Source organism: uncultured Dialister sp. (genome assembly GCA_900314595.1).
Taxonomy (GTDB): Bacteria; Bacillota; Negativicutes; order Veillonellales; family Dialisteraceae; genus Dialister.
The window spans coordinates 1-13,345 of the sequence record OMVW01000043.1 but is presented as its reverse complement, the minus strand read 5'-3'; the positions used below and the strand labels follow the sequence as shown (position 1 = coordinate 13,345).

At 50.3% G+C, this 13,345-nt stretch carries 9 protein-coding genes; 7 read left to right on the top strand and 2 right to left on the bottom strand.

Annotation, left to right across the window (positions count from 1 at the left end):
- Positions 1 to 215: 215 nt before the first annotated feature.
- Positions 216 to 998 (top strand): ABC transporter ATP-binding protein, encoded by a 783-nt coding sequence (locus QZN42_RS08830; protein ID WP_296956700.1) that lies wholly within the window; start codon positions 216 to 218, stop codon positions 996 to 998.
- On the top strand, positions 995 to 1,786 hold the full coding sequence (locus QZN42_RS08825; RefSeq protein WP_296956697.1) for an ABC transporter permease: 792 nt from the start codon (positions 995 to 997) through the stop codon (positions 1,784 to 1,786). Before QZN42_RS08830 ends, QZN42_RS08825 begins: the two co-directional genes overlap by 4 nt.
- A 776-nt stretch (positions 1,787 to 2,562) precedes the next feature.
- Here QZN42_RS08825 and QZN42_RS10175 read toward each other — a convergent pair.
- Positions 2,563 to 2,637, bottom strand: a complete 75-nt coding sequence (locus QZN42_RS10175) for a putative holin-like toxin (protein WP_363916598.1) — start codon at positions 2,635 to 2,637, stop codon at positions 2,563 to 2,565.
- 1,242 nt (positions 2,638 to 3,879) lie between these two features.
- Here QZN42_RS10175 and QZN42_RS08820 point away from each other — a divergent pair.
- The 5 genes from QZN42_RS08820 (at position 3,880) to QZN42_RS08800 (ending at position 12,265) form a co-directional block, all read left to right on the top strand.
- Positions 3,880 to 5,454, top strand: a complete 1,575-nt coding sequence (locus QZN42_RS08820; protein ID WP_296956694.1) for a type I restriction-modification system subunit M — start codon at positions 3,880 to 3,882, stop codon at positions 5,452 to 5,454.
- Positions 5,447 to 6,643: a restriction endonuclease subunit S gene (locus QZN42_RS08815; RefSeq protein WP_296956690.1), complete on the top strand. Its 1,197-nt coding sequence runs from the start codon at positions 5,447 to 5,449 to the stop codon at positions 6,641 to 6,643. The genes QZN42_RS08820 and QZN42_RS08815 overlap by 8 nt, the downstream gene beginning before the upstream one ends.
- 13 nt (positions 6,644 to 6,656) lie before the next feature.
- The gene (locus tag QZN42_RS08810; RefSeq protein WP_296956687.1) at positions 6,657 to 9,698 is read left to right on the top strand and encodes a type I restriction endonuclease subunit R; all 3,042 of its coding nucleotides are present in this window, start codon (positions 6,657 to 6,659) and stop codon (positions 9,696 to 9,698) included.
- Positions 9,699 to 9,934: 236 nt separating this feature from the next.
- A complete protein-coding gene (locus tag QZN42_RS08805; protein ID WP_296956684.1) occupies positions 9,935 to 10,186 on the top strand; it encodes a hypothetical protein in 252 nt (83 codons plus the stop codon).
- Positions 10,187 to 10,654: 468 nt separating this feature from the next.
- The gene (locus QZN42_RS08800; protein ID WP_296956681.1) at positions 10,655 to 12,265 is read left to right on the top strand and encodes a spermidine synthase; all 1,611 of its coding nucleotides are present in this window, start codon (positions 10,655 to 10,657) and stop codon (positions 12,263 to 12,265) included.
- 45 nt (positions 12,266 to 12,310) lie between these two features.
- Here QZN42_RS08800 and QZN42_RS08795 read toward each other — a convergent pair whose 3' ends face one another.
- The gene (locus QZN42_RS08795; RefSeq protein ID WP_296956678.1) at positions 12,311 to 12,643 is read right to left on the bottom strand and encodes a hypothetical protein; all 333 of its coding nucleotides are present in this window, start codon (positions 12,641 to 12,643) and stop codon (positions 12,311 to 12,313) included.
- Positions 12,644 to 13,345: the final 702 nt, after the last annotated feature.

Here is a 13,345-nt window from a genome sequence, read left to right as displayed (position 1 = left end):
GGAGTAGAGTGTCCATGGCAAAGGGATTTTCCAGTTTACCCTGTCCTATGTTCGGGGATACCAGTTTCCCGTGTCCAATTTCCTAGGACCATTTTATTCCGAAGGAAACCATATCCTTCCCGCAATCCGCAATCCGAAATCCCCAATCCGATTCGCCCTGATTTTTATTTCAGCTTATTTCAATATAAAGTTTCAAAAATATTTCTGGAGTCACTATGGAAGTAGTCATCGAAAATGTGAGCAAGCACTTTCAGAATGGAAAGAAAGTGCTGCCGGTGCTGGAGGATATCGACCTCACCCTGCACAAGGAGGAGTTCGTGGCCCTTGTCGGCCCTTCGGGCTGCGGGAAATCCACCCTCCTCAATATCTGCGCCGGCCTTCTTTCGCCGGACAAGGGGTCCGTCTATTTCACCGGGGAAGACCTGAAGGCAGAACCCCGGGTTTCCATCGTTTTTCAGGAAACAGGCCTCATGCCCTGGCGGAATGTGTATGACAATATCGCCTTTGGCCTGGATGCGGGAAAAGTCCTTCCGAAGAAAGACTGGAAAGAGCGGATCGACCATTATATTTCCCTGGTCGGTCTCAAGGGCTTTGAGAAATCCTATCCCCACCAGCTTTCCGGCGGCATGCGCCAGAGGGTAGGCATCGCCAGGGCCCTGGCCATCAATCCGGACCTTCTCCTCATGGATGAACCATTCTCTGCCCTGGATGCGCAGACCCGCATCATCATGCAGCAGGAACTGGTCTCCCTCTGGGAAAAGACGCGCCTCACCACCCTTTACGTGACCCATAATATCCAGGAAGCCGTGATGCTGGCAGACCGGGTGGTCCTCCTTTCCAGACGCCCGGGCAAAGTGAGACAGATTCTTCCCATCTCCATCCCCAGACCGGACAGGGACAAGCCGGAACACGCGGAAGAAATCGCTTCCCTCACCAATACGATCTGGGAACATATTTCCAAAGATGCCCTGGAAGCCATGACGGAGGTGCAGGGATGAACAAATATAAAGTAGAAAATAAAATGAAACGGTGGGAGAAATCCTACACCCCCGTGGTTTCCTTCATCTCGGCGGCCATCCTCATCTGCATCTGGGAAGCCATCTGCCGGGCAGGAGTCGTTTCCTCCCTCTTCCTTCCGGCGCCTACCACCATCGTGAAAGCCCTTTTCCAGATGATTCAGGATGGAGAAATAGGCGTATCCCTCGCCGCGTCCCTCTATCGAATCCTCATGGGCTTCTTCCTGGGCGGAGCCTTCGGACTCCTCGTGGGCCTTTTGACCGGCACATCGGCCCTCATTGACAGAATGGCCAATCCCATCGTCAATGCCCTCTACCCGATACCGAAAATCGCCCTCCTCCCTCTTTTCATCCTGTGGCTGGGAATCGGTGAAGTTTCAAAAGTCACCATCATCGCCCTGGGCGTATTTTTCCCGGTAGCTATGAATACCTACTCCGGAGTGAAACACGTGGATCCGCTCCTCATCAAAGTGGCTGTCTCCTTCCACGCAGGCTGGGGCTACACCATGAAACACGTAGTCCTGCCCTATGCACTCCCCATGATCTTCGCAGGCCTAAGGATTGCAGCAGGCACCGCCCTCCTCCTCCTCGTGGCAGCAGAAATGATTGCCGCCGAACAGGGCATAGGAGCTCTCATCCTCCACTATGGGGACCTCATGATCACAGAACGCCTCATGGCAGGAGTCATCGTCCTCTCCCTCCTGGGGCTCGTCTTCAATTTATTCCTGCAATTTCTGGAAAAGAAACTCGTCCCCTGGAGTGGGAAATAATTTTTTGAGTCAATTTTCAGCTATACGGATAGAGTCAGATGCGGTATTCGGAAGGCGGATTGCGGATTGGGGATTGCGGGAAGGTGTCGCCCCTGATGGGGCGACGAATTTTTTATGGGGACTCTGCACAGGCGGGTGTGAAAAGCCCGTTCAAGGCGTAACAGTCAGGCTCCCGAGGTGGCGCAGCAGCAGAGGGCCGCGCAATTTTTATATACTGCACTACAGGTACAAAGTGTAACTGACTCATACAGAAAACATGCTGCAGGGCACCTGTCCTGGATGGGAAGGTGTCTGCGGAGCAGACGGATAGGTGATAGCGGTGCAAGTCGATAATATCTCGCATAAAAGTTACCAATTCCGAGAGAGGGTCCCATGGAAGTTCCCAGTTGCCAGTATTCGTTGAGGATTTTTTTGTACAGGCGGTGACTCTACACTTTCGGCTCGTCCCTGTATTCCCGGCCTCACGGGAAACTGTACCTCCGCACGAAAGAGCACGTGTATTCCCGGCCCCGCGCGGGGAGCGGAGGAAGCGCAGCGCTCTCTTCTGGAGATACTTTCCCCATGGAAGTGCCAGCGCACATATCAAAGTCTGGAATTTAATGGGTAGAGTCCGGGATGAAAATGATGTCATCAATTGAAAAAATATGATATAATGTCCATAGAAAAGAGACAGTCGGTAAATTCCATGGGGGTGGAACGGCTTTCTCTGATCATACTGAAGTTGAAGAGAGCCCTCCTAAGCCTATGGAAGGCTTTTTTCAATGCCTGAAATTACATTACTTATTCCTCATGATGTATGCTATCAGCGAACCGAAAGCAATCATCAGGGATAAAGCTTCGTAAATGCTCATAGCATCACCTCCCTTGCGGGAGAGAAAAGCCTTTTTACCGACTGCCTCGGACAGATTATACCATATGTCTGTAAAATTATTCTACCAGTCCACACAGGCCTTCGGAACGGACGCTTTTTTATTTTTCCACAGCCTTTGTAGTTATGAATGAACAGACTGGACGCTGCCAGATAAAGGTACGTACGAATTCAGAAATTCTAACGAAAATCTAATAAAATAAATTTCCTTTTCTGTACTATATAGACAGAGAAACGAAGAAAGCCTTGCGAAACCCTTCAGAACCTCGGATGTGCACACTCGATCGAACCGGGCGGAAGGGCGGAGCGGGCCGGATTCCTCCTCACTCATACCGGTATGAAAACAAAATCAAGAAAATCCCCCGATTGAAAGACAAAAATCAAGCGTCAGTAACCTCACGACATGACAAACTTGCCGGCCACCTCCGTCATACGGCAGCTCCGTCCCTGCGTGTCCAGGCCAAAGTCCCTGCAGCCGATTGATCTATACTGCCATGATTCCCCCTGTCTATCCAGTCGGGGGATTTTCTTTTTTTGAGTCAATTTTCAGCTATACGGATAGAGTCAGATGCGGTATTCGTGGGTTAGCCTCACCACGGCGAGCCCCGGTATTGTCAGCATCGAGATTTCGTGGTTCGTGATTCGTGGTTCGTGAAGGTGTCGGCGCTGATGCGCCGACGATTTTTTTATGGGGACTGTGCGCAGGCTTTTTTATTGAGTCAATTTTCAGCTATACGGATAGAGGCAGATGCGGTATTCGTGAGTTAGCCTCACCACGGCGAGCCCCGGTATTGTCAGCATCGAGATTTCGTGATTCGTGATTCGTGGTTCGTGAAGGTGGCGGCCTGATGGCCGCTGATTATTTATGGGGACTCTGCACAGGCGGGGATGATGCCGGTTATCGCTGATGACGTGCTCCCCGCGTCCGGGGAGCTCCCAAAGGGTGAGGGGGCGTACGATGGAAAGCATGATAAGTGACTGGAAAGACTCCAAGCGTTACGTAATAGATTCCGAGTCAGTTGTCTTTTTTACGGATAGAGTCAGAGGCGGTATTCGTGAGTTAGCCTCACCACGGCGAGCCCCGCCACCGGAACTGGCAGTTCTATGCGGTTTATTTTCTATTTCGTTTGGAAGGAGACTTTTGGATTTGGCTCACATTTCCTTCTCCGGTTTCGATATAATAATAGAAAGGAAATACATTAATCTGAAAGCGGGGGGGTTCTACATGGAAGGAAATAGAGAGCAGGAGAGGGCGGAGCTGTATCGCACGATCTGGAATATTGCCACGGAATTAAGAGGAAGCGTGGACGGCTGGGATTTCAAGTCCTATGTGCTGGGCATGCTTTTTTACCGGTATATTTCCGAAAACCTGACGAAGTACATCAATGACGGAGAGCGGGAGGGGGATCCTTCCTTCGACTATGCGGAAATGGCGGACGAGGAGGCAATGGACGCAAAGGAGGACCTTGTAAAGGAGAAAGGTTTCTTCATCCCTCCGTCCATGCTTTTTGGAAATGTGCGGAAAGCGGCGGATAAGTCTGACAAAGATCTCAATGAAAAACTGATGAATATCTTCACAGCCATCGAAAGTTCCGCAGCGGGCACCGATTCCGAAGACGATCTCAAAGGTCTTTTCTCGGATATGGACGTCAACAGCAACAAGCTGGGAAATACGGTGGAAGATAGAAATAAGAAACTGGTGAAGCTGCTGGATGCGGTGGGAGATATGAACCTGGGGGACTACAAGGATGCCCGGATCGACGCATTTGGGGACGCTTACGAATACCTCATGGGCATGTACGCTTCCAATGCGGGCAAGTCCGGCGGCGAATTCTTCACGCCCCAGGAGGTGTCGGAGCTCCTCACCCGCATAGCCATCGGGGAGAAAAAGGAAATCAATAAGATTTACGACCCCGCCTGCGGGTCCGGGTCCCTCCTCCTCAAAGCGGCAAGGCTTCTGGGAAAGGATAAAATCCGCCAGGGCTTTTTCGGGCAGGAAATCAACCTCACCACCTACAACCTCTGCCGCATCAATATGTTCCTTCACGATATCGACTACAATAAATTCGATATCGCTCTGGGCGATACCCTCACAAAGCCCATGCACTGGGACGATGAACCTTTCGAAGCGATCGTCAGTAATCCGCCCTACTCCATCCACTGGGAAGGAGACGACAATGCAGTACTCATCAACGACCGCCGGTTCTCCCCGGCAGGCGTGCTGGCCCCGAAATCGAAGGCCGATATGGCCTTCATCATGCACATGATTTCCTGGCTGGCCACCGACGGTACGGCTGCGGTGGTCTGCTTCCCGGGAGTCATGTATAGAGGCGGAGCGGAACAAAAAATCAGGAAATACCTCATCGACAATAACTTCATCGACTGCATCATCCAGCTGCCGGCGAACCTTTTCTACGGGACATCCATTGCCACCTGCATCATGGTGATGAAAAAGTCCAGACCCGATAATAAAGTCCTCTTCCTTGACGCATCGAAAGAATGCATCAAAGTGACGAACAGCAATAAACTGACGGAAGAAAATATCCTTCACATCTATGACTGGTGGAAGGAAAGAAAGGAAATAGACCACGTCGCTTCCCTCGTCTCCGCCCTGGATATCGAGCAGGAAGGGTACAACCTCTCCGTCTCCACCTATGTGGAACCGGAAGACACGAGAGAAAAAGTGGATATCAGAGTCCTCAATCAGGAAATCAGGGAAATCGTGGCCCGGGAACAGGTCCTCCGGGAAGAAATAGACAAAATCATCGCGGACATAGAAGGCGGTGATGGCCATGAGTAAACTGGAAGAACTGCTGGAGGACTATTGCCCCGATGGGGTGGAATATAAGAAAATAAAGGATTGTTATCAACGCTTAAGAGGGACGCCCATCACGGCTGCAAAAATGAAGGAAATTCAAAATGCGGATGGAGATATAAAAATTTTTGCTGGTGGAAAAACGGTTATTAATGCATTTGAAAAAGACATTCCTAAAGCGAATGTTATTCGAGTTCCTTCTGTTTTAGTGCAGTCACGTGGAATTATAGATGCTGTATATTATGACCAACCATTTACATTTAAAAATGAAATGTGGGCATATACTTCTGATAATCCACTTGAAGTGAAATTTCTTTACTATGTTTTGAAAAACAACGTAGAATATTTCAGGTCGGCTGCATCTGGTATGGGTTCATTGCCACAAATTTCTTTAAAAGTCACAGAGGAATTTGAAGTTCCCGTCCCTCCGCTCCCGGTGCAGGAGGAAATCGTCCGTATACTGGATATGTTCACCGAGCTGACCGCCGAGCTGACCGCCGAGCTGACCGCCCGGAAGAAACAGTATGAATATTATCGGGATCAGATTCTGACGTTTGATTCATCTCGTCTAAAAGACAGCCAGATTCGCAGCTGTACGTTGAAAGATATATGTAAATCAATTACTTCCGGCGGAACGCCTAAGAGAACTATTCGAACTTATTATGAAAATGGAAATATTCCCTGGTTAAGGACACAGGAAGTAGATTGGAAGCCAATTTATAATACAGGGGTCTCTATTACAGAAGAAGGTTTAAAAAATTCTTCGGCAAAATGGATTCCCGAACACTGCGTTATTATCGCTATGTATGGTGCAACTGCTGGTAAAAGCGCAATCAATGAAATTCCATTAACTACTAATCAGGCATGTTGTAATTTAGAAATAAATGACCAAGTAGCACTTTACAAATATGTATATTATTGGGTAACTAATCAATATGAAAATTTGAAAGGATTAGGACAGGGCTCTCAAAACAATATTAATGCCCAAACAGTTAAAAAGTTTCCGATTATGCTCCCCAGTATTGAAAAGCAAAAAGAGATTGTTAAATTACTCGACCATTTCGATACTCTCTGTTCCGATATTTCCGACGGTCTTCCGGCGGAGATTGAGGCCCGGGAGAAGCAGTACGAGTATTACCGGGACAAGTTATTGACGTTCAAGAGGAAAGCGTGAGAGGAGGTGTACCATGGCATATGATATGGTGATGGAGGGCGGCCGGCAGACGGTGCTGGCGGAGTATGTGCCGGAGAAGGGCGGCTACCATTCCGATCATTACCAGTCGGAGGCGGAGCTGGAGAAGTCTTTTATCGCCCAGCTGGTGCAGCAGGGCTATGAGTACCTTCCCATCCACACAGAGGAGGACCTTATTTCCAATCTGCGTCAGAAGCTTTCGGCGCTGAACGGCATTACTTTTTCCGACAGGGAGTGGGATGATTTCTTCAGGACCTGTATTTCCGCCAAAAATGAAGGAATCCTGGAGAAGACGAGGAAGATTCAGCAGGATTATATCCAGCTCCTTCACCGGGATGACGGGTCTACGAAGAATATTTACCTCATCGATAAGGAGCATATCCACAATAATTCCCTCCAGGTGATCAATCAGTATGAGGAGAAGGGCGGGAAACACGAGGTCCGCTATGATGTGACAATCCTTGTGAACGGTCTGCCTCTCGTCCATGTGGAGCTGAAGCGTCGGGGCGTGAATATCCGGGAGGCTTTCAACCAGATCCGCCGGTACCAGCGGGATTCCTTCTGGGCTTCTTCGGGGCTCTATGAGTATGTGCAGCTCTTCATCATTTCCAATGGCACGGAGACGAAGTATTACTCCAATACCACGAGAGACAGCGCAGTGAAGGAGCAGACGGAAAACGGCAGGAAGCACAGCCGGAAGACGAGCAATTCCTTCGAATTCACCAGCCACTGGGCAGACGTGAAGAATCACAATATTTTCGACCTGGTGGATTTCACGAAGACTTTCTTCGCCAGGTCCACCCTCCTTTCCCTGCTCACACGGTACTGCATCTTCACGGCAGAAAATATCCTCATGATCATGCGTCCCTACCAGATTGCAGCGACGGAGGCGATCCTGAACCGCATCGAAGTTTCCAACAATTACAAGAAATACGGAACTACTGCAGGCGGCGGCTACATCTGGCACACCACGGGCTCCGGCAAGACCCTCACGTCCTTCAAGACTGCCCAGCTGGCCACGAAGCTTCCCTATATCGATAAAGTCCTTTTCGTAGTGGACAGGAAGGACCTGGACTACCAGACGATTAAAGAATACGACCGTTTCCAGAAGGGAGCGGCCAATGGAAATAGAAATACAAGAATCCTCACGAAGCAGCTCTCCGACCCGCAGGCGAAAATCATCATCACCACCATCCAGAAACTGGATACTTTCATCAAGAAGAATCCGGACCATGAGATTTATAAGAAACATGTGGTCATGATTTTCGACGAATGTCACAGAAGCCAGTTCGGCGATATGCATGCAGCCATTGTGAAGCATTTCAAAAAATACCACATCTTCGGCTTCACAGGGACGCCTATTTTCTCGGCCAATGCCCTTCTCCACGGCAATCCCCGGTTTGCGACTACCGAGCAGGTCTTCGGGGACCGTCTCCACACCTATATCATCGTAGATGCGATCCGGGATAAAAATGTCCTGCCTTTCCGCATCGATTACATCAATACTATCCATGCAAAGAAGGATATGAAGGACAAGCAGGTGGAAGCCATCGACCAGCAGAAAGCGCTGCAGGCGCCGGAACGGGTGCGGGAAGTCGTTTCCTACGTGCTGGACCATTTCAACCAGAAAACGAAGAGAAATAATTTCTACGACCTCAAAGGCCAGCGGGTGAACGGCTTCAATTCCATTTTCTGCGCCGAATCCATTCCCATGGTGAAGAAATACTATGTGGAATTCAGGAAACAGCTGCCGGAAAGGCGGAAAGACCTCACCATCGCCACCATTTTCAGTTATGCCCCCAATGAGGCGGAGCCGGGAGAGGTGGTGCCGGATGAAGAGATGGATACTTCGAGACTGGACCAGACGTCCCGGGATTTCCTGGATTCGGCCATCAGCGACTATAACGAAGTATTTCATACGAATTTCTCCACCGACTCTGATGGATTTGACAACTACTATAAAGATATTTCCCAAAGGATGAAGAACCGGCAGATCGATATCCTCCTCGTAGTGAATATGTTCCTCACCGGTTTCGATGCGACCACCCTCAATACCCTCTGGGTAGACAAAAATCTCAAAATGCACGGACTGATCCAGGCCTTCTCCCGGACGAACCGGATCCTGAATTCCGTGAAGACTTATGGAAATATCGTGTGCTTCCGGAATCTGGAGAAAGAAACAGACGATGCGATCGCCCTCTTTGGAGATAAAGACGCCCGGGGCATCGTAGTGCTCAAAGATTTCAAATCTTATTTCGAAGGATATAAAGACGAAAACGGAGTATGGCACAGAGGGTACAAGGAACTCATCATGGAGCTCCGCGCCAAGTACCCGCCGGGAGAAGAAATCGCGAGCGAAGCAGCGCAGAAAGATTTCATCATGCTTCTGGGCCAGATCCTCCGCCTCCGGAATATCCTCTCCGCCTTCGACCAGTTCGAAGGAGTGGACCCGCTGAAACAGAGGGAAATGCAGGACTACCAGAGCATGTACATCGTGCTCCACGAAAAATGGAAGCCAAGGCAGAAAGAAAAAGAAAATATCAATGACGATGTAGTCTTTGAAATGGAACTGATACGGCAGGTGGAAGTCAATATCGACTATATCATCCGTCTGGTAGCGAAATACCACAAAGGCCACTGCAGGGATAAAGAACTCCTTGCCAATATCCGCCGCTCCATCGATTCCAGCGTAGAACTCAGGAGCAAGAAAGAACTCATCGAAGGATTCATCGCCCGGGTGGACGTAAACAAAGATGTAGACCTGGACGTCACCTCCGATTTCCATATCTATGTGAAAGAAGAAAAAGAAAAAGAACTGGGAGACATCATCCGGTCCGAAAACCTCAAAGACGAAGAAACCAGGAAATTCGTGGACAACGCCTTTGCAGACGGAGAACTGAATACCCTGGGCACGGATATCGTCAAAATCCTCCCCCGCATGTCCCGCTTCGGCTCCGGCGGAAAAAAGAGAGAAGAAAAGAAAGAACGGGTCATCGATAAACTCAAAAACTTCTTCGATAAATACCTGGGACTGTAAAAAAATCACCCTTTCTGAATGGGAAGGGTGATTTTATTTTGAAAATTTTCTGAAAACTCTTCGCGCGGGGCCGGGAATACACGCTTTCCCTCGTGCGGAGGTACACATTCACGTGAGGCCGGGAATACAGGTGCAAGACGTAAGTGTAGAGACACCGCCTGTCTGAAACCCTTCAGCACAAGTGCAGGCAATAGCCCGTGCGCGCCCCACTATAAAAATTGGTTTGTGAGGCAATCATGACTTTCGAAAGTGAAAAAATTTTAAAGTTTCGAAAGTGGGAAAGCCCCTGCGGCTTCTGGCAGTCTGAAGGGTCAATCCTCCTTGCAGGAGGATTGCCGAAGGCGGGGCCTTTCGTCCCGGTTTTGTCATATTTTCGCCTTGTACCGCTATCAACTGTCCATCTGCTCCGCAGCCACCTGTCCGGCAACCACGCCAGTCACGACAATCACGATGCAATGATTGATTTTAAGCCGCACAGGCATACATGAAATACAGTCAGGCCTGCTGCGAACTCTGGTAACTGGCATCTTCCATGGGACCCTCTCTCGGAACTGGCAGCTTCCATGCGAGACATTACCGACTTGTACCGATATCACCTATCCGTCTGCTCCGCAGACACCTTCCCATCCAGGACAGGTGCCCTGCAGCATGCTAATGGATTTCCTCATTTGAGCTTATGCTGTGCAGTGCGGAAATTTTAAAAGGGCCGCCCTATGAATTTGGCGGCCACCTGCCGGGCAGCCACGATAGTCACGACAATCACGATGGGATGATTGATTTTAAGCTGCACCGGCATACATGAAATACAGTCAGGCCTGCTGCGAACTCTGGCAGCTGGCAACTTCAATGGGACCCTCTCTCGGAATCGGTAATTTCTATGTAAGCAGTCCCCATTAGACAGCTTCGAATTTCGTCGTTATAATGTAGGAAAAGAAAAGCGACGGGAGGTAATGACTATGGGAACAGGCGGGGCGCCGATATTGCGGAATCGATATTTTCTGTATGCTACGGAGTTTTTTGCCGGTATGGCGGTGATGGCTGTGGAGCTGGGGGCTTCGCGGCTCATGGCTCCTTATTTTTCTTCGTCCCAGATCGTGTGGACCATGATCATCGGGACCATTATGATTGCCATGGCTCTGGGAAATGTGTGGGGTGGAAAACTGGCTGACAAAGACCCGGACCCGGCAAAACTGTACCGGCGGCTCATCATCGCAGCGGTCTGGATTGCCCTCATTCCGCTGGTGGGAAAGTATATCATCATGGCCATCGCAGGAATGCTCATCGTAGCCATCGATATTCATCTCCTCATCTGGGCGTCTTTCCTCACGTGCCTCGTGCTTTTCGTATTTCCTCTCTTCCTTCTGGGCACCGTCACTCCCTCTCTTGTGAAATATGCGGTGAATTCCCTCGATTCCACGGGTTCCATCGTAGGAATGCTGGGTGCCTGCAATACCATCGGGTCCATTATCGGGACTTTCCTTCCGACTTTCGTGACCATTCCAGCAGTCGGGACGGCAGTGACTTTCATCATTTTCTCAGGTGTCCTTCTGGTGATCGGCCTCATTTACTTTATTTCCAGCGGTGGAAATAAGGGACCTCTGGCACTGGGAGTCCTGGTTTTCCTCATAGCTTCCGTCTTTGGTTCTTCCAGCCACTTCGCTTTCTGGCAGGAGGGACTCACTTATGAGGGAGAGTCCATGTACAATTACCTCCAGGTGCGGGATACGCCCAGGAGTACCATCCTTTCCACGAACGTCCTCTTCGGCGTCCAGTCCATCCGCATGAAAGGGGAGGAACTGACGGGCATGTACTATGATTATGCCCTGGCAGGTCCCGTGCTGGCCGGTATTTCTGAAAAGGAAAATCCGAAAATCCTCATCCTCGGCATGGGGACCGGTACTTTTGCCTCCCAGTGCAGGAAATATTTCCCCAATGCAGCGATCGAAGGGGTGGAAATAGACGAAGCCATCACCGGGCTTTCCCACAAATATTTCGACCTTCCTTCCGATATTCCCGTGACCACCTACGACGGGCGGGCTTTCCTCGCAGGGACTGGTGAGAAATACGACGTAATCCTTGTGGATGCGTACCAGGATATAACCATTCCCTTCCAGATGAGCAGCCGGGAATTTTTCGGCCTCGTCAGGGACCATCTGAATCCCTCGGGCGTGATGGTGGTGAATATGAACCTCAAGACGAACGGAGAGGGAGAGATCAACGAATACCTCTTAAATTCCATGGGCACCGCCTTTTCCCACGTCTATACGGCAGACGTGCCGAACCAGACGAACAGGGAAGTCTACGCCTGGAATGATTCCTCTCTGGCCGATTCCTTCGAAAAGAACCGTCTTTCTCTCAAAGACCATGACCTCCGCACCCTCATGGGCGAAGTCCGCCTGGCGGCCGCTCCCCATACACAGGGAGACCACATCTTCACCGACGATAAGGCGCCGGTAGAATTCATGGGCATGCAGGCACTGGATGCCATGATGAGGGAAGAAATAGGGCCGTACAAAGAGGCGTACCGCATTGGAGGTGTAAGGGGACTGCTGGATGCAGTGCTGTGAGGCAAAGACGGATTTCGGATTTCGGGAAGGTGGGCGCCTTTGGAATTATATAGGCGCCCTTTTATATTGGATTTCTTCAGGTGTAGATACTTTTGTTTCGGGGATATCGGGACTGTCGGGGTTGTCGGGGATCTCGGGAAGGATATGGTTTCCTGCGGAAACCAATTTATATAGCCGGCTCTGCCGGCGGCCTTTGGCTCTCACATTTCGATTTAGACGCTGGTACAACCTATCCGGCTGCTCCGCAGCCACCTTTCCATCCCAGGAAAGGTGGTGACCGATTGTCAGTCTTTTCATTTTCTTCGTATGAGTCTTGAACGTGAAGTGCAGGATGTTTTTTCGGAGACGGAACTGCCAGAGGTGTTTTGCGTCTCCCAACGGGGGAAGCTCCCGCGAAGCGGGTGAAGGGGGTGATCTATGGAAAGGATGACAAATGACACAAAAATTTTCATGCGTAACGTAATAATGTGAAGGGCAGTCCGTTTTTGATTCGTTTTATATGCACTTTGAACAGGAAGTGCAGTTCCCCCTCACCGGCTGCACCGGAGCTCCCATCTCGAGGGGCGCCTTTTCGCTTTGGAGTAGAGACAATCGGCATGGGATCGTTTCGTCAGTCAGTCTCACATGTGCCTTGAAGGAATCGGAATCTGTGCCGTACCTTTTTCATCGGAGTTGCCTCAAAAGTTTCGCGGAAAGGCTTCCCCTTCGGGGAAGCTGGCTGCGAAGCAGACTGATAGGGCGGAAATGGAATCCGGCGGCCAAAGGCCGCCCGATGGTCAGGCTCCCCCTGGGGGAGCTGGCGCCGGAGGCGGCTGAGGGGGGAAATATGACCCTTTGATCATTGTCATTCTTTTTGCTTTTCGTCGTTTCTGCCTGGAAGCTTTCCGACTGGTTCGTCCCCTGACCCGCTTCGCGGGAGCTCCCCTTTCGAGGGGAGCCTTCTCACGTTTGGATAGAGACAATCGGCATGGGATCGTTTCGTCAGTCAGTCTCACATGTGCCGGCTGTCATAGATGAACTCACCCGCCTTCGCTTCGCTCCGGCACCCTCTCAACACCTGAGAGGGTGGTGACCGATTGT